Here is a 16,577-nt window from a genome sequence, read left to right as displayed (position 1 = left end):
GTCTCGCTCTTTCTGTTCTTTGCGATAAGGTTTCAGGCCGGCCTACTCAAGCAACGGCTTTCGATGCCTGCAAGGCGTCACGCCCCTTCAGAACGTCCATCGCCGCCAGCACTCCGCCGCTGCGATGCGGCACCTTGGCCAGATCAAGACCCATCTCGACGCCGGACAGCGTACCCATCAGCATCAGGTCGTTGAAGTGACCGATATGCCCGATCCGGAACACCTTACCCTTGACCTTGTTGAGGCCGGTGCCGAGCGACATGTCGAAATTCTCGAGCACGACCTTGCGGAAGTGATCGGCGTCGTGGCCGTCAGGCACGCGCACCGCGGTCAGCGCCGGCGAATGCGCGCCCTGCTCCTGGCACTGCGTCTCCAGCCCCCAGACCTTGATGGCGGCGCGCGTCGCTTCGCTGTGGCGCTTGTGGCGGGCGAAGACGTTGTCCAGCCCCTCCTCCCCCAGCATCTTCACGGCCTCCCGCAGGCCGAACAGCAGGTTGGTCGCGGGCGTATACGGCCAGGTGCCGGCCTTGTTGATGTTGATGACCTCCTGCCAATCCCAATAGGAGCGCATCCCCGGATTGGCCTTGGCCACGGCAAGCGCCTTCTCCGACACGGCGTTGAAGCCGAGGCCGGGCGGCAGCATCAGCCCCTTCTGGGAGCCGGCGATCGAGACGTCGATGCCCCAGGCGTCATGCTCATATTCCAGCGAGCCGAGGCCGGAGATGGTGTCGACCATCAAGAGCGCCGGATGCTTCAAAGTGTCGAGGATCTTGCGGACGTCGCGCGGATAGGTGACGCAGGCGGTCGAGGTCTCGTTATGGACCACGCAGACGGCCTTGATCTTGTGCGCCTTGTCGGCAGACAATCTGGCCTCGATCTGTTCAAGGTCGGCGCCGTGGCGCCAGTCGCCCGGAATGAAATCGACGTCGAGCTTGAACTTGTCGGCGATGCCGTGCCACAGCACCGCGAACTGGCCGGTCTCGCACATCAGGACCTTGTCGCCCGGCTGCAGCGTGTTGACGATCGCGGCTTCCCAGGCGCCGGTCCCCGACGACGGATAGATGATCACGGGCTGCTTGGTGCGGAACACACGCTGCATCGCAGAAAGCACGGCAAAGCCGATCTCGGCGAATTCGGCACCGCGATGGTCCATGGTCGGCATGTCCATCGCCCGCAGCACCCGGTCCGGCACGTTGGTCGGTCCCGGAATCTGCAGAAAATGCCTTCCAGTGTGCACGGTCATGAGCGTCTTTCCCGGTCTTGCCTCGGTCTTGGTAAGCCGCTCGCATATCACTATTCGCCGGGTTTGTCCTAGGCCCGGCGGGGGGCCGTCATGCATATCTGACAGCGCTCCCCGAGGCCGGCAGCCTCTCATTCGGCGGCCACCACCTTCCCCTGCACCGCCAGTTCGCTCGCCTCCTCGAAGGGGCGCTCGGGGTGCATCAGGAACGCCGAGAAACCACCAAGCAGCAGCAGCCCCATCGACATCAGGAAAGGCAGGTACCAGTTTCCGGTGGCGTCGATGACGAAACCGGCAACCAGCGGCGAGACGATGGCCGCGAACGCCGAACCGCTGTTCATGATCCCAGCGGCGGTGCCGGAATATTTCGCCGCGATGTCCATCGGGATCGACCACATCGGGCCGATCACGAGCTCGGCGCAGAAGAAGCCGGCCGACAGGCAGAGCGCGACCACCGTGATGTCGTGAACGAACAGGATCGGCATCAGCGAGAGCAGCGCGCCGGCGAATCCCACGATCGTCACGCTGAGCCGCGCCAGCCGCACATTGCCTGTGCGCTCGAGGATGCGATCGGAGATGACGCCGCCGATGCTGTCGCCAACGACGCCGGCAAAGAACACGCCGGATGCGAACAGCGCCGAGTTCTTCAGATCGAGGCTATAGTTGTTCTTGAAGAACAGCGGCAGCCAGTTGAGGTAGAGCCACAGGCACCAACCGTAGCAGAAATATGTCAGCGTCACCGGCCACATCCGCTGCAACAGCGGTCCCCAGGGCACCTTCGGCCGCTCGCCCTGCGGCCGCGGCGGCAACGTCGCAAGCTCGGCCGCGGTGATGGAGCCATGGTCGCCCGGCTCGTTGCGGAAGTACCAGACCCACGCAATACCCCAGATCAGACTGACGACACCGAGCACCACGAATGCACCGCGCCATGTCAGCCAGAGGATCAAAAGCGCGACCACCGGCGGGGTCACCGCGTTGCCGAGCCGCGCAAACGCGTGTGTCAGGCCTTGCGCGAAACCGCGGCGGTTCGCGGGCGTCCAGTACTGCATGGCGCGCGTCGCGGTCGGGAACGTCGCGCCTTCGCCGAACCCCAGCGCGAAGCGCGCGATGAACAGCGCTGCGAGACCATGGACAAAGCCGGTCATGATGGTGGCCGCAGCCCAGATCATGCCGCACCAGAACAAGGTCTGGCGCGGCCCGAAGCGATCGCCGACCCAGCCGCCGATCACCTGGAACAGCAGATACGGATAGGCGAAGGCCGAGAACACCAGACCGAGCTCGGTGTTGGACAGACCAAGCTCCTGCTGGATCTCGCTGGCCGCGGTGCCGATGTTGACGCGGTCGACATAGGTGATGAAATACATCACGCAGAGCATGGCCAACACGACATGGGTGGCCTTGAACCGAAGCCTCATATCCCTCCCCTTCCCTGATCCGCGATTTTTCTGAGCCGTTGGCGTGCGGGATGCCGTTGGTCGGCACTTATGTGCTGATCACCTTCAGATGCGACGACGCGTTGCGTTGATCGCGCTGCTCGAGCAGCCGCATCGCCGCCTCGACGCCGCCCGAGCGATGCGGCACGCCGGCAACCGACAGCCCCATCTCGACGCCGGTGAGCGCGCCCAGCAAGGTCAGCTCGTTGCACTCGCCGAGATGACCGATGCGGAACACCTTGCCGGCAACCTTCGACAGGCCGGCACCGAGCGACATGTTGAAATTGTCGAGCACGGCCTTGCGGAACTGATCGGCATCATGGCCGGGCGGCATCATCACCGCGGTCAGCACCGGCGAGAATTCCGAAGGCTCCTGGCAGAGATTCTCGAGCCCCCATTGATTGACGGCGGCACGTGTGGCGGCAGCGAGCCGCCGATGGCGGGCGAACACGTTGTCGAGCCCCTCTTCCAGCAGCATCGCGATCGCCTCGCGCAGCCCGTAAAGCAGGTTCGTCGCCGGTGTATAGGGGAAGAAGCCCTTGGCGTTCGGCTTCAGCATTTCCTCCCAATCGAAATAGGAGCGCGGCATCTTGTTGGTGCGCGACGCGGCGCGGGCCTTTTCCGAAATGCCGTTGAAGCCGAGACCGGGCGGCAGCATAAAACCCTTCTGCGAGCAGCTGACACTGACATCGACCTTCCACTCGTCGTGCCGGTAATCGACCGAGCCGAGGGAGGAAATGGTGTCGACCATCAAGAGCGCCGGATGCGCGGTGCGATCGATGGCGGCACGGATGTCGGCGATCCGGCTGGTCGCCCCGGTCGAGGTCTCATTGTGGACGACCATCACCGCCTTGATGCCGTGCGCAGTGTCCTCGGCAAGCCTTGCCTCGATCAACGCGGGGTCGGCGCCGCGCCGCCAATCGCCGGCAATGAAGTCGACCTCGATGCCGAAACGGCCGGCGAGCTGCCGCCACAGGGTGGCGAAGTGGCCGGTCTCGATCATCAGGACCTTGTCGCCGGGCGACAACGTGTTGACGATCGCGGCTTCCCAGGCGCCGGTGCCCGACGACGGGAAGATCACCACAGGGCCCGCGGTCTGGAAGATCTTGCCGCTTCCCTCGAGCACGGTGCGGCCAAGCTCGGCGAACTCCGCGCTCCGGTGGTCGATGACCGGCATGTCCATCGCGCGCAGAATGCGATCCGGAACGGGGCTCGGCCCCGGAATCTGCAGAAAATGGCGTCCTTGATGCATGAGAACCTCCCAATCGCCGGATTTCGGCTCCTTGGCTGGCTATTTTGCATTCATTTTTTGTATTTTCAATCCAAATTTGGTATTCGATTGTGGAGATCGACGCGACCGCGCCGGCAAATTATTGTTGAGAATATGAAATCTGCGATTCCCGAGACCGGGGTTCCGATCACCCAGCCAGCCGCAGGCAACGGCAGCGACCGCCAGGAGATCTCGCTTCACGGCGAGGTCCTGCTGCGGCTGCGCGACTATGTGGTGGAAGGCAACATTCCCGAGGGCGCCCGCGTTCCCGAACGCCAGCTGTGCGAGATGCTGGGGATCTCCAGGACGCCGCTGCGCGAGGCGCTCAAGGTGCTGGCCGCCGAAGGTCTGATCGAACTCTTGCCCAACCGCGGCGCGCGGGTGCGCCAGCTCAGCCAGCGCGACCTCGCGGAACTGTTCGACGTCATGGCCGGGCTTGAGAGCCTGGCCGGACGGCTGGCATGCGAGGCCATCACGGATGAGGAAATTGCTGCGATCGAGCGGCTGCACTACGAAATGTACGGCCACTATCTGCACCGCGACATGCACGGCTATTTCCAGACCAACCAGCAGATCCACGAGAGCATCGTCGCGGCCGCGCGCAACGAGACGCTGACGACGACCTACGCCAACTTCGCGGGCCGGATCCGCCGCGTGCGCTACTCCGCCAATTTCGCCCGCAAGCGGCAACGCTGGGCCGAGGCAATGCGCGAGCACGAGGCGATCCTCGATGCGCTGCGCCGCCGCGCCGGAAGCGAACTCAGCGATATCCTGTTCGCCCATCTGCGCAACAAGCGGAGCGCCGCCATCGAGCACCTCGCTGAGGGACCGGACAGCGCCCAAGAGGCGCCACCTCAAGGCAGCTAGTTGCTCATTTTGAATTCATAATGTAATTCTCGGCTCAATCGAATGAATAATTCCCGGGCAATATGGGTTGCGCCGCGGATCACATCGGATCTGGGATGAAGAACGCCTCATCGCTCGAACAGCGCCTGCGGTCCGATCTGACCGGCGACGTGTTTTTCGATGCCTTCAACCGCGGCCGCTACGCGACCGACGCCTCGTTCTACCAGATCATGCCGGCCGGCGTGGTGGTGCCGCGCACCGTCGACGAGGCGCTGCGGACGCTGGCGATCGTCCGAGACGACGGGCGGATCGTGACCCCGCGCGGCGGCGGCACCTCGCAATGCGGCCAGACCGTCAATGACGGCATCGTGGTCGACCTGTCCAAACACCTGAACCGGATCATTTCGCTCGACGTCGAGAACCGCACTTGCGTGGTCGAGCCCGGCATCGTGCTCGACGATCTCAACCGTCAGCTAAAGAAGCATGGGCTGTGGTTTCCGGTCGACGTCTCGACCGCGTCGCGCGCGACGATCGGCGGCATGGCCGGCAACAATTCCTGCGGCGGCCGCTCGTTGCGCTACGGCACCATGCGCGACAATACGCTGTCGATGGATGCGGCGCTCGCCGACGGTACGCTGCTGCATTTCGGCGAGGTGCCGCGCGACCTGACGCGGATCAATGCTGCCGACAGCGGATCGAAGCTGTTCCGCGACATGCTCGATCTCGGCGAGCGCGAGGCGGCCGAGATCGCGGACAAATTCCCCAAGGTGCAGCGCCGCGTCGGCGGCTATAACCTCGACGCGCTGGTCCCGCGCAACGCGCCGAACAACATGGCGCATCTTTTGGTCGGCTCGGAAGGCACGCTGGCCTTCACGACGCAGGTCGAGCTGAAACTGTGGCCGGTCATCCGCAACAAGGCGCTCGGCGTCTGCCATTTCGGCAGCTTCTACGAGGCGATGGACGCGGCCCAGCACTTGGTCAAGCTGCGGCCGATCGCAGTCGAGCTGGTCGATCGCACCATGATCGCGCTCGGCCGCGAGATCGCAATGTTCCAGCCGATCATTTCCGCGGCAGTGCGCGGCGACCCGGACGCGATCCTGGTGGTCGAGTTCGCCGAGGAAGATCAGGCCGACAACCTCGTCCGCCTCAGGCAGCTCGGCGAGCTGATGGGCGACCTCGGCTTCGGCTGGGACAAGCCGCAGCGCAAATGGGGCGGCGTGGTCGAGATCGTCGAGCCGGCGCTGCAATCCGGCATCGCCGATTTCCGCGCCGCCGGCCTCAACGTCATGATGTCGATGAAGCAGGAGGGCAAGCCGGTCTCGTTCGTCGAGGATTGCGCGGTGCCGCTGCCGCATCTTGCCGACTACACCGAGCGACTCAACGCTGTGTTTGCCAGGCACGGCACGCGCGGCACGATGTATGCGCATGCCTCCGAAGGCTGTCTGCATGTGCGCCCGGTGCTCAATCTCAAGCTCGAGAAGGACGTCAAGGCAATGCGCGCCATTGCCGAGGAAGCCTTCGCGATGGTGCGCGAATACAAGGGCTCGCATTCCGGCGAACACGGCGACGGCCTGGTGCGCTCGGAATTCCACGAGACGATGTTCGGCGCGCGCATCGTGGCCGATTTCCGCGAGGTCAAGCAGCGCTTCGATCCCACCAACACGCTCAACCCGGGCAAGATCGTCGATCCGCCCAGGATGGACGATCGCTCGCTGTTTCGCTTCTCGCCGGACTATCGCGTCGGCGAATTGAAGACGGTGCTCGACTGGTCGGCCTATCCCGGCGCCGGTGGCGGTTTCCAGGGCGCCGTCGAGATGTGCAACAACAACGGCGCCTGCCGCAAGCTCGAAGGCGGCGTGATGTGCCCCTCCTATCGGGCGACGCGCAACGAGAAGGACGTCACCCGCGGCCGCGCCAATACGTTGCGGCTCGCGATCTCGGGCCAGTTGGGCGCGGACGCGCTCGCCTCCGACGAGATGATGGACACGCTGAAGCTCTGCGTCTCCTGCAAGGCGTGCCGCCATGAATGCCCGACCGGCGTCGACATGGCCAAGATGAAGATCGAGGTGCTGGCGGCGCGCGCTGTGACGCACGGCCTGTCGCTGCGCGACCGGCTGGTCGGCTACCTGCCGCGCTATGTCGATCTCGCCTCGCGCTTTGCTCCGATCGCGAACTGGCGCAATCGCAGCCCGCTGTTGCGCGCGCTGTTCGAGACACTCGCCGGCATCAGCGCGAAGCGAGCGCTGCCGGCGTTTCGCCGCGACACCTTCCAGCCCGACGCCGAGGTGCTGGGTCCGTCCGACGGACGCGAGGTGGTGCTGTTCGCCGACACGTTCAACCGCGGCTATGAACGCGAAAATCTCGACGCCGCAATCGAGGTGCTGGTCGCCGGCGGCTATCGCGTGCATCTGCCCAAACCGTCGGATGGCGCCCGCCCGCCGTGCTGCGGGCGCACGTTCCTGTCGGCAGGTCTGGTGGAGCAGGCCCGTGCCGAGCTCGACCGGCTGGTTGCGACCTACGCGCCGTTCGCGGCGCGCGGCGTGCCGATCATTGGCCTGGAGCCGAGCTGCCTTCTGACCCTGCGCGACGAGCTGCTGTCGTTGCGTTCGGATGAAGCCGCGAAGTCGGTCAGCGCCCACGCCCTGCTGTTCGAGGAATTTTTGGTGCGCGAGGCCGAGGCCGGACGCCTCGCCCTGCCGCTCGGCGCCGTCGCCGGCAAGGCCGTCGTGCACGGTCATTGCCACCAAAAATCCTTCGGCGCGTTCAAGCCGGTGGAGAAAGTGCTGAGCCTGGTGCCGGGCCTTGAGGTCAAGACCATCGAGTCGAGCTGCTGCGGCATGGCCGGCGCGTTCGGCTATGGCGCGGAGACCTATCAGGCCTCGATCGAGATGGCCGAGCTGTCGCTGCTCCCGGCGGTTCGCAGCACCGATCAGGACACGCTGATCGTGGCCGACGGCACCTCCTGCCGGCATCAGATCAAGGACGGCAGCGGGCGCACGCCGCTGCATGTCGCCAGCGTATTGGCGATGAGCCTGAAGTGTGCGAAATCGAATTCCGACAGATTGTTACCGACAAAGGAAAAGGCCCATGGCTGAGCTCACTCTCGACATTGCCCGCAAGATTCTGGACGCCGCGCTCGCCAAGGGCGTCGAGAAGAAGTTCAAGCCGCTGGTCGTCACCATCCTCGACGCGCGCGGCGCGGTGAAGGTCACGGCGGCGCAGGACGGCACCAGCCTGATGCGGGCCGAGATCGCCCACGGCAAGGCCTATGGTGCGCTGGCGCTCGGGATGGGATCGCGGGCGCTGTATCAGCGCGCGCAGGAGCAGGCCTATTTCATCGACAGCGTGAACACGCTGGCGCAGGGCCGGCTGGTGCCGGTCCCCGGCGGCGTGCTGATCATGGACGGAGCCATCCTGCTCGGCGCCGTCGGCGTCAGCGGCGACACGTCAGACAATGACGAGATCTGCGCCGTGGCCGGCATCGAAGCCGCCGGCCTGAAGGCCAACGCGGGTTGATGTGCAGTCAATTCAAGTCGAATAGCGAACGCGACGGGACTGCGCTCCCTCGCCCCGTTCTTACGGGGAGAGGGTTGGGGTGAGGGGCTGCCTCCGCTGATATGGTGCCAGCTGCGCTCGCGGAGACTCCCCCTCACCCGGAACGCATCTAACGATGCGCTCCGACCTCTCCCCGCACGCGGGGCGAGGTGAAGCCTGCGATCAACGTCCGGTCCAGGTCGGCTTGCGCTTCTCGCCGAACGCCTTGAGGCCTTCCTTGGCATCTTCGGTCATCGCAAGCAGCGCGATCTGGCTTTCGGTGTAGGCGATGCTTTCGTCGAACGACATCGATGCGATCGCCCGCATCGCGTATTTGCCGCGACGGATCGCCGTCGGCGACTTGTCGACGATGCGGCCGATCAGCCAATCGACCTTGGCGTCGAGCTCAGCTGCCGGCACGACGTAGTTGAGAAGACCAGCGGCCTGCGCGGTCTTGGCATCGAACGGCTCGCCGGTCAGCGCCCATTCGTTGATGAGGCGTGCGGGGGCGATCGATTGCAGCAGGCTCAGCACCTGCATCGGAAACACGCCGACCTTCACCTCCGGCAGGCCGAAGATCACCTGATCGCCGGCGACCGCCATGTCGGTCATGCACAGCAGCCCCATGCCGCCCGCCATGCAGACGCCGCCGACCCGCGCGATCGCGGGCTTGGTCGCGTTCTGCGACAGCCGCAACAAATCGGCGTAGTCGACATTCGGGCGCGAGAAATCCATCGAGAATGCCGCGCCGCTATTCTGCAGATCGGCGCCGGCGCAGAACGCCTTGTCGCCCGCGCCCGTCAGCACGATGACGCGCACGTCCTTGTCGTCATGCGCCTCGCGGTAGCCCTTGGCGATGCCCGCGATCACACCGGCATTGAGCGCGTTGCGCTTGTCCGCGCGGTTGATGGTGATCCAGAACGCCTGCCCGCGCTTCTCGAGAAGAACGCTGTTGTCGGTCATGTTTCCTGCCTGTTTTCTTGCCTGTACGCTGGTGTCAGCGCACATTTGCGGCAGGATCGGCGCCGACTGCAAGCAGGATTTAAGCGGCGGCGGACGCCTTCCTGATCCAGACCTTGTTGTCGTGGAACGCGGCGCCGCCAAGCGGTGCGACGGCCTCCGCCCCGGTCAGCATGTTGATGCCGCGCCCGCCGATGTGAGACTTGTTCGGATGGATCGACTCGGCGATCAGCACGCCACGGCGAACGCCATCGAACAGTTTTGCGGTCAGCGTGGTCTCGCCACGCATGTTGCCGAGCGTCACGGCCTCCCCGTCGGCGATCGACAGCGCGGCCGCATCATCAGGGTGGATCATCACGGTCGGCGCGCCCTCGCGGGCCTGCGACGACGGCGTTTCGTTGAAGCTGGTGTTGAGGAAGCTGCGCGACGGCGACGTCGCAAGCCGGAACGGATGCTGCGCGTCCGCCTCCTCGATGATGGTCCAGTGGTCGGGCAGTGAGGGCATCTTGTCCCACGCGCCCATCAGCCCGCCCGCGCCGACCGGGACCTTGCCCCAATCGACCTTGAAGTGGAACTTCTTGTCGGCATGGGCGAAGCCGTCGAGATAGTGCGAGGCGCGGAAATCGGGCTGCAGGTCGCGCCACAGCTCGGCCTCAAGCGTGTCGATATCGCCGTGCCCGCTCTTCTTCAGCGTCGCATCGATCAGTTGGCGCGGCGTCATATCGAAGCCAGGATGCACGGCATTGAGCCTGCGGCCGAGCCCCTGCAGCACCTCGTGGTTCGAGCGGCACTCGCCGGGCGGATCGATCAGCTTCGCGCCGACCGAGATGTGCTGATGGCCGCCGCCATAGTAGAGGTCGTCGTGCTCCATGAACATCGTTGCCGGCAGCACGATGTCGGCCATCTGGGCCGTCTCGGTCATGAACTGCTCATGCACCGCGACGAACAGATCCTCGCGGGCAAATCCCTGCCGCACCAGCGCCTGCTCGGGCGCCACCGTCATCGGATTGGTGTTCTGGATCAGCATCGCCTTGACCGGTCCGCCGCCGCGCAGCGCCTCGGCATCGCCGGTCAGGATGCGGCCGATCTTCGACTGATCGAGCACGCGGGTCGAGGGATCGATCGCATCGTGGCCCTCAATAATGGACTCGTCGAAGCGCCAGATGCCCGCATTGTTGAAGAACGCACCGCCGCCCTCATATTGCCAGGCACCAGTCACCGCGGGAATGCACAGCGCGGCATGCATCTGCGCGGCGCCGTTGCGGCTGCGGGTGAACCCGTAACCAAGACGGAAGAACGAGCGCTTGGTGGTCCCGACCAGCCGCGCGAATGCCTCGATCTCCTCGACCGGCACGCCCGAGATCGCTGATGCCCATTCCGGCGTGCGGGTCTTCAGATGTGCCTCCAGCTCGCCGGGGCAATCGGTATAGCGCGCGAGATAATCGCGATCGGCAAATCCCTCGCGGAACAGCACGTGCATCACGGCGCAGGCGAAGGCGCCATCGGTTCCCGGCCGCAGCAGAATCTTGATATCCGCCTGCTTCATGGTCTCGTTGTTGTAAACGTCGACCGCCGCAATCTTGGCGCCGCGCTCCTTCCGCGCGCGCGCTGCATGCGTCATCACGTTGACCTGGGTGTTTACCGGATTGGTGCCCCAGATCACGACGAGGTCGGAGACGCCCATCTCGCGCGGATCGACGCCGGCGATCTTGCCGGTCCCGGCGGCGAAGCCGATGCGCGCGATGGTCGAGCAGATCGTTCCATAGAAGCGCGAGTATTTCTTCACATGCGACAACCGGTTGAGGCCGTCGCGCATCACGAGCCCCATGGTGCCGGCGTAGTAATAGGGCCAGACCGACTCGGCGCCGAACTCCCGCTCGGCAGCGTCGAATCGCACCGCGATCTCGTCCAGCGCCTCGTCCCACGAAATCCGCGCGAATTGGCCGGAGCCCTTCGGGCCGGTCCGGCGCAGCGGATGCATCAGCCGCTCGGCATGATGAATCCGCTCGGCGTAACGCGCGACCTTGGCGCAGACCACGCCGGCCGTATAGGTCTGCTGTTTCGAGCCGCGCACCCGGCCGATCGAGCGGCCCTCGATCACCTCGACGTCGAGCGCACATGCCGAGGGGCAGTCGTGCGGACAGGTGGAATGGCGGATATCGACCTTGGCATGCTGGTTCATGCCAAATTGGTAACATCAAATATCCGCTCCGCCGAGGGGCATTATTGACCCCGTCCGGGCGAAAATCGCGCATAAGCCATGCAGCAAACGCCGAAATGCTCGGCTACCGGCCCACTCCGTCCGTCAAACGCGGAAGATCCGGGTGTAGTGCGCCTTGATCGATTCTCCCTCCCTCTCCACCGCCACCGGGTCGTCCTTCATCGTCTTGATGTCCTTCAACGGCGTGCGCCCGGCCTTCTCGTGGGCCTGCGCGTGGACCGACCTGAGGCCGCCGATCTCGACATTGAGCTGCTGCCCCTCGCGCCCAAGCGCGAACGATTGAAACAGCCTTGCCGCATTCGGATGGGGGCAATCCTTGAATATCCCGTTGGGGCCGACAATGATCGGCGACCCTTCGGTGGCGTAGACCGGCTCGACCGGGCGGCCCATCTCCTTCATCTGAAAGATGTTGTACTCGTTGCCGTCGGCCATCACCGCGCGCTCGCCGAGGTCGAGCTTCTTCGGTGGATCGGTCGAGGACTGCACCTGCATGATGTTCTGCTTGGCGAGCTGCTCGAAGAAGCTCCAGCCGAGATCGCGCTGCATCTGATAGGTCGCGGTCATGATGGTGCCGCTATAGCCGGGATGGCCCTTGACGATCTTGCCCTTCCATTTCGGATCGAGCAGATCGGCGAAGCTCTTCGGCGCCTCCTCGGCCTTCACCAGATTGGTGTTGTAGGCAATGATCGAAAGCCAGACCCGGAAGCTTGCGAACTGCCCGTCCGCATCGCGATGCTCGTCCGGATAGTATTTTGCGACCTCCTCCGGGACATAGGGCGCCAGAATACCGTCGCGCTTCCACACGATGAAATGCGCGGCGTCGGAGGAATTGACGACGTCGACCGCATGAATGTTGCTGGCGTATTCCTGGCCGACCCGCTGGAACACACGCTCCGCGCCGGTGCGTTCGACACGCACGGTCATCCCGGCATATTTTGCCTCGAATGCTTTCGCCAATTTCTCCGCGACCGGCAGATCGGTCGAGGTGTAATAGACGACCTGCCCCTCTTTCTTCGCCGCCTCGATCAACGCCGGCGTCACCGGTTCCGCAGCTGGCGCGGCGGCCATCACGCGTGTTGAAAAGGCGGTCCCTGCCAGCACGGCACTGGCGCCCTTCAGCAGATCGCGGCGCGATAGCCCAGGATGTTTCCTCATTTGATTCCCCGCACGCGATGGCGAAGTTTGAGTACACCGTCCTCCCGCCCTCGTTCCGATGCGCGAAGACGATGTCTGTCGTCGACAGATGCTTCAGGTTGCAGCTAGACTTCTGGTCAAGAAAGAAGACTAAAGTTGGGGGAGACGATCAATGGCGGACTTTCGGTACGCCTTGATGTGTGTCGCGGCATTGCTGACCGTGTCGATGTCAGGCTCACATGCGGACGCCGAGGATTATCCTGCGCGGCCGGTTAGGATCATCGTTCCGTTTGGTCCCGGCGGTCCGGCCGATGTCGTTGCGCGCCAGATCGGCAGCATCTTGCAGGAAAACCTCGGCCAGCCCTTCGTGGTGGAGAACCGCACCGGCGCCGGCGGCGTGATCGGCACGCTCGAGGTCGCGAAGGCGCCGGCCGATGGCTACACCCTTCTGATGATGTCAAACACCCAGACCGCCAATGAATCGCTGGTGCCCCAGCGCAAATATGAGCTGATGCGCGACCTGACGCCGATCGCAACCCTGAACACTTCGGATCTGGTGATCGTGGTCCACCCCGCCGTGCCGGCCAGGACGCTGCAGGAGTTCATCGCGCTTGCAAAGGCAGAGCCCGGAAAGCTGAACTACGCCTCCTCGGGTCAGGGCACGCCGTATCACATGGCAGGCGAATTGTTCAAAGCCATGGCCGGGATCAACATCGTGCATGTGCCCTACCGCAACAGTGGTGAGGCCCGCAGCGGCGTCATCGGCGGCCAGGTCCAGATGATGATCGACGCCGTTCCGGCGATGGCACCGAATGTTGCCGAAAACCAGGTCCGCGCGCTGGCAACAACCGGCAAGACGCGTTCCGCAGTGCTGCCCAGTGTTCCCACGGTCATCGAGGCCGGCGTCTCCGGCTATGAGGCGACGATCTGGCTCGGCTTGATGGCCCCAGCAGGTACGCCGAAGCCGATCATCGAGAAACTCAACGCGGCCGTGAATGCCGCGGTCAGGCGGCCGGAGGTCGAGAAGTTTTGGGCCGCGCAGGGCGCGGTGCCGATGACCATGACGCCGCAAGCCTTCGACAAATTTCTGCGCGCCGATATCGTGAAGTGGACAGACGTCGTCAAAAGACTCGACAAGACCGAATAGGCACGTAGCGGCCAAGACCGTGGTGACGGAACAGGTGCAAATGAAGACCTTGAACATCCTGAGCGGCGGCGCAGCGCAGGGCCTGGTGCGCAGCCTTGCGCCGGCGTTTGAAGCCAAAACCGGCCTCGGCATTGCCGGCGATTTTGGCGCGGTCGGCGTCATGGCCGACAGACTGCGTGCCGGCATTCCAACCGACATCGTCATCCTGACCGCTGCGCTGATCGCGAAGCTTGCCGACGAAGGGCTGGTTTTGCGAAGCTCGATCGCTGACATCGGCCGCGTTGAAACGGCGCTTGCGGTCCGCGCAAGCGATCCGCCAGCGCGCGCTGATGACGCGGCCAGCCTGCGCGCGGTGTTGCTCGCTGCGGACGCGATCTTCGTGCCCGATACCAAGGCATCAACCGCCGGAATTCATGTCGCCAAGGTGCTGGCGCAACTCGATATCGCCGATGCCGTCGCCGATCGGCTGAAAGTCTTTCCGAACGGCGCAACGGCCATGCGGCATCTGGCCAAGTCGAGCGACCGGCGGCCGATCGGTTGCACGCAATCGACCGAGATCATCAGCACCAAGGGCGTCGTGCTGTCCGGCATCCTGCCGCCGGGATGCGGGCTCGCGACCATGTATACGGCTGCCGTTGCGACGCAAGCATCGGCTGCATCGCAGGCGCGGCGCCTGATCGCACTGCTGACGTCGTCAGATACGTCGGAGCTACGCGGCCAGGCTGGCTTTGTCTCCGAACCGAGGTCGTAGACACAACCTGGAGCGTGATCGGATGCGATAGCCTGCCGCCGCGGGGGCGCACTGCCAAAATATCCAAAACAACCCCATGCAAAGTAGCCGGCAGCTGTCCGGCAGATACGGCAACTTGACTCGTCGGGCAAATCAGCGGCATTCTTCCATTATCCAGAAATCGTGCAGGCCATCCTTACGCCCGCCGTTGGCGGGCTCCTCCTCCGGATGACGGGGTGATTGCTCAGCTTGCTCGGTGTCATCGCCCGCGCATGCGCATGCGGGTGATCCAGTATTCCAGAGACGCCTGTGCTTGAGCCGAGAGGCCGCGGCGTACCTTGACCGGGCGATGACGGCGGTGGACGCAAGCGGGGAGAGGTGCACAGAGTCTACCGCGAGACCGCTTCAACCTGACTTCATCACGCTCTACTGCGCCAATTGCGTGAGGCCCGTCGGCGGTCCATCGACCGCGGTCCAGCCGCCGTCGACGAACAGCGTGCTGCCGCTGACATAGCTCGCCGCATCAGATGCAAGGTAAGCCACGGCGGTGGCAACCTCGTCGGCGCTGCTCCAGCGATTGAATACGGTGTGACCGGCATAGAGATTGTAGATGTCGGGCCGTTGCTTGAACGGGCCGGTCAAGGCGGTCTCCGCAATGCTCGGCGCGATGGCGTTGACGCGGACGCCGGACCGCCCGACCTCGGACGCGAAGCCCTTGACCAACATCCCAATCGCCGCCTTGGTCGAACCATAGACTGCAAGCCCCGGCTCGATCGTCACCGCGCGCACCGAGGAGCAGGCAATGAGGCTGCCGCCCTGTTGCTGGACCATGATGCGGCCGAAGGCCTGGAAGAACCACACCGTGCCCTTGATGTTGAGGTTGATGACGCGATCGAGGTCCTCGTCGGTGTAGTCGAGGATGGTCTTGCGGATATTCAGCCCCGGCGTGGTGACGGCGATGTCGACGCGCTGAAACTCCGCGAGCGCCTTCGCTGCCAGCGCATCGACGTCCGCACGGTCGGCAGCATCGCAACTGGCGGCCGCCGCCGCTCCGCCCTGCTCCCGGATTGCCGCGGCGGTCGCATCCGCGCACTCGAGCGTGCGATCGGCACACAGCACGCGTGCGCCAAGCGACGCCAGTGCTTCGGCCGAGGATTTGCCGATACCCGAGGCGGCGCCCAGCACCACGGCGGTCTTGCCGGTGAGATCGAACAGCTTGCGGTAGTCGGTCATGTGACCTCCCGATGCTCGTTTGCCTTCCATGGCAACTTCATATACTAATATATCAGTTTTGGGAGCAAGAATGCCCGCCCGCTCGCCGAAAAAGTCGGAGCTCCGCAACCTCGCCGGCCACCGGCGGACCGGTCGTCCGCGGACCGCAACCGCGGCGGCGCGGATCTATGCTGAGCTGCGCGCTGAACTGGTCTCACTGAAGCGCAGACCCGGCGATCCGATCATCGAAGCAGAGATCGCGCGCGCATATGGCGTCAGCCGGACACCGGTGCGGGAAGCCATCCTGCGCCTGTCGGACGAGAGCCTGGTCGAGATCTTCCCGCAATCCGGCATCTTCGTGTCGCGCATCCCGCTGGCCGCACTTCCGGAGGCGATTATCGTCCGCAGGTCGCTGGAGGAAACCACGACCCGCATGGCAACCGAGCGCGCCAGCGCCAGCCAGATCCTCGGCCTGCACGCGATCCTCGAACGCCAGCGCGAGGCCGAGATGGCCGCCGATCGCGAAGCATTCCATCAGGCCGACGAAGCCTTTCACGCCGCCATCGCCGAAATTGCCGGACATCCCGGCATCTGGAAGCTGATCCTGCAGGTCAAGGTTCACGTGGACCGCTTCCGGTGGCTCACCTTGCCGCAGCGTGGACGGATGGCCGAGGTCATCGCCGAGCATGAGGCCGTGATGGCCGCGATCGAGGCGCGCGACCCGGCATCCGCCGGAGCGGCGATGGCCAGACACCTCGAACGGCTTCTGGCCGACATCTCGGCCACCCGGCACCACAATCCGGAGTTCTTCGACGCGCAAAGCCAGCCGGCATGACCGCGGCCGGACTCC

General features: G+C 64.6%; 13 protein-coding genes. 6 read left to right on the top strand and 7 right to left on the bottom strand.

The features are described from left to right. Positions 1-46: 46 nt before the first annotated feature. From H8B02_RS00855 to H8B02_RS00845, 3 genes are all read right to left on the bottom strand, one after another. The gene (locus H8B02_RS00855; RefSeq protein WP_229164120.1) at positions 47-1,243 is read right to left on the bottom strand and encodes a pyridoxal-phosphate-dependent aminotransferase family protein; all 1,197 of its coding nucleotides are present in this window, start codon (positions 1,241-1,243) and stop codon (positions 47-49) included. A 128-nt stretch (positions 1,244-1,371) separates the two neighbouring features. After that, positions 1,372-2,655, bottom strand: coding sequence for an MFS transporter (locus tag H8B02_RS00850; protein WP_229164119.1), 1,284 nt, complete (start codon positions 2,653-2,655; stop codon positions 1,372-1,374). A gap of 67 nt (positions 2,656-2,722) precedes the next feature. Then, positions 2,723-3,925 (bottom strand): pyridoxal-phosphate-dependent aminotransferase family protein, encoded by a 1,203-nt coding sequence (locus H8B02_RS00845; RefSeq protein ID WP_229164118.1) that lies wholly within the window; start codon positions 3,923-3,925, stop codon positions 2,723-2,725. A 132-nt stretch (positions 3,926-4,057) separates the two neighbouring features. On the opposite strand from H8B02_RS00845, the gene H8B02_RS00840 reads away from it, so the two are divergent. From H8B02_RS00840 to H8B02_RS00830, 3 genes are all read left to right on the top strand, one after another. Further along, on the top strand, positions 4,058-4,810 hold the full coding sequence (locus H8B02_RS00840; RefSeq protein WP_229164116.1) for a GntR family transcriptional regulator: 753 nt from the start codon (positions 4,058-4,060) through the stop codon (positions 4,808-4,810). 95 nt (positions 4,811-4,905) lie between these two features. Then, positions 4,906-7,884: an FAD-binding and (Fe-S)-binding domain-containing protein gene (locus H8B02_RS00835; protein WP_229164114.1), complete on the top strand. Its 2,979-nt coding sequence runs from the start codon at positions 4,906-4,908 to the stop codon at positions 7,882-7,884. Further along, complete coding sequence (locus H8B02_RS00830) at positions 7,877-8,305, top strand: GlcG/HbpS family heme-binding protein (RefSeq protein ID WP_229164112.1); 429 nt, start codon at positions 7,877-7,879, stop codon at positions 8,303-8,305. Before H8B02_RS00835 ends, H8B02_RS00830 begins: the two co-directional genes overlap by 8 nt. Positions 8,306-8,506: 201 nt before the next feature. On the opposite strand, the gene H8B02_RS00825 is transcribed toward H8B02_RS00830, so the two are convergent. The 3 genes from H8B02_RS00825 to H8B02_RS00815 all read right to left on the bottom strand — a co-directional run bounded on the left by H8B02_RS00825 (position 8,507) and on the right by H8B02_RS00815 (position 12,659). Next, positions 8,507-9,286 (bottom strand): enoyl-CoA hydratase/isomerase family protein, encoded by a 780-nt coding sequence (locus H8B02_RS00825; RefSeq protein WP_229164110.1) that lies wholly within the window; start codon positions 9,284-9,286, stop codon positions 8,507-8,509. Positions 9,287-9,365: 79 nt separating this feature from the next. Beyond that, complete coding sequence (locus H8B02_RS00820) at positions 9,366-11,465, bottom strand: molybdopterin oxidoreductase family protein (RefSeq protein WP_229164109.1); 2,100 nt, start codon at positions 11,463-11,465, stop codon at positions 9,366-9,368. A gap of 123 nt (positions 11,466-11,588) precedes the next feature. Beyond that, positions 11,589-12,659 (bottom strand): ABC transporter substrate-binding protein, encoded by a 1,071-nt coding sequence (locus H8B02_RS00815; protein ID WP_229164107.1) that lies wholly within the window; start codon positions 12,657-12,659, stop codon positions 11,589-11,591. Positions 12,660-12,834: 175 nt separating this feature from the next. Between H8B02_RS00815 and H8B02_RS00810 the strand changes: the two genes are divergently transcribed. Further along, entirely contained in the window at positions 12,835-13,785 is a 951-nt protein-coding gene (locus H8B02_RS00810; protein WP_376711581.1) for a Bug family tripartite tricarboxylate transporter substrate binding protein, read from the top strand. A 40-nt stretch (positions 13,786-13,825) separates the two neighbouring features. Beyond that, the gene (locus H8B02_RS00805) at positions 13,826-14,536 is read left to right on the top strand and encodes a molybdate ABC transporter substrate-binding protein (RefSeq protein ID WP_229164103.1); all 711 of its coding nucleotides are present in this window, start codon (positions 13,826-13,828) and stop codon (positions 14,534-14,536) included. Positions 14,537-14,941: 405 nt separating this feature from the next. On the opposite strand, the gene H8B02_RS00800 is transcribed toward H8B02_RS00805, so the two are convergent. Continuing rightward, the gene (locus tag H8B02_RS00800) at positions 14,942-15,748 is read right to left on the bottom strand and encodes an SDR family NAD(P)-dependent oxidoreductase (RefSeq protein ID WP_229164101.1); all 807 of its coding nucleotides are present in this window, start codon (positions 15,746-15,748) and stop codon (positions 14,942-14,944) included. Positions 15,749-15,818: 70 nt separating this feature from the next. On the opposite strand from H8B02_RS00800, the gene H8B02_RS00795 reads away from it, so the two are divergent. Further along, positions 15,819-16,562: a GntR family transcriptional regulator gene (locus H8B02_RS00795; protein WP_229164100.1), complete on the top strand. Its 744-nt coding sequence runs from the start codon at positions 15,819-15,821 to the stop codon at positions 16,560-16,562. Positions 16,563-16,577: the final 15 nt, after the last annotated feature.

This window comes from Bradyrhizobium altum, from assembly GCF_020889705.1.
Lineage (GTDB): Bacteria > Pseudomonadota > Alphaproteobacteria > Rhizobiales > Xanthobacteraceae > Bradyrhizobium > Bradyrhizobium altum.
Note: the sequence above shows the minus strand (reverse complement) of the source record. Positions and strands in the feature narration are given on the sequence as shown.

Coding starts and splice junctions, on each gene's coding strand:
- H8B02_RS00830 (WP_229164112.1), top strand. CDS start 7,877: ATGGCTGAGCTCACTCTCGACATTGCCCGCAAGATTCTGGACGCCGCG.
- H8B02_RS00840 (WP_229164116.1), top strand. CDS start 4,058: ATGAAATCTGCGATTCCCGAGACCGGGGTTCCGATCACCCAGCCAGCC.
- H8B02_RS00820 (WP_229164109.1), bottom strand. CDS start 11,465: ATGAACCAGCATGCCAAGGTCGATATCCGCCATTCCACCTGTCCGCAC.
- H8B02_RS00850 (WP_229164119.1), bottom strand. CDS start 2,655: ATGAGGCTTCGGTTCAAGGCCACCCATGTCGTGTTGGCCATGCTCTGC.
- H8B02_RS00805 (WP_229164103.1), top strand. CDS start 13,826: ATGAAGACCTTGAACATCCTGAGCGGCGGCGCAGCGCAGGGCCTGGTG.
- H8B02_RS00815 (WP_229164107.1), bottom strand. CDS start 12,659: ATGAGGAAACATCCTGGGCTATCGCGCCGCGATCTGCTGAAGGGCGCC.
- H8B02_RS00835 (WP_229164114.1), top strand. CDS start 4,906: ATGAAGAACGCCTCATCGCTCGAACAGCGCCTGCGGTCCGATCTGACC.
- H8B02_RS00855 (WP_229164120.1), bottom strand. CDS start 1,243: ATGACCGTGCACACTGGAAGGCATTTTCTGCAGATTCCGGGACCGACC.
- H8B02_RS00800 (WP_229164101.1), bottom strand. CDS start 15,748: ATGACCGACTACCGCAAGCTGTTCGATCTCACCGGCAAGACCGCCGTG.
- H8B02_RS00795 (WP_229164100.1), top strand. CDS start 15,819: ATGCCCGCCCGCTCGCCGAAAAAGTCGGAGCTCCGCAACCTCGCCGGC.
- H8B02_RS00845 (WP_229164118.1), bottom strand. CDS start 3,925: ATGCATCAAGGACGCCATTTTCTGCAGATTCCGGGGCCGAGCCCCGTT.
- H8B02_RS00810 (WP_376711581.1), top strand. CDS start 12,835: ATGTGTGTCGCGGCATTGCTGACCGTGTCGATGTCAGGCTCACATGCG.
- H8B02_RS00825 (WP_229164110.1), bottom strand. CDS start 9,286: ATGACCGACAACAGCGTTCTTCTCGAGAAGCGCGGGCAGGCGTTCTGG.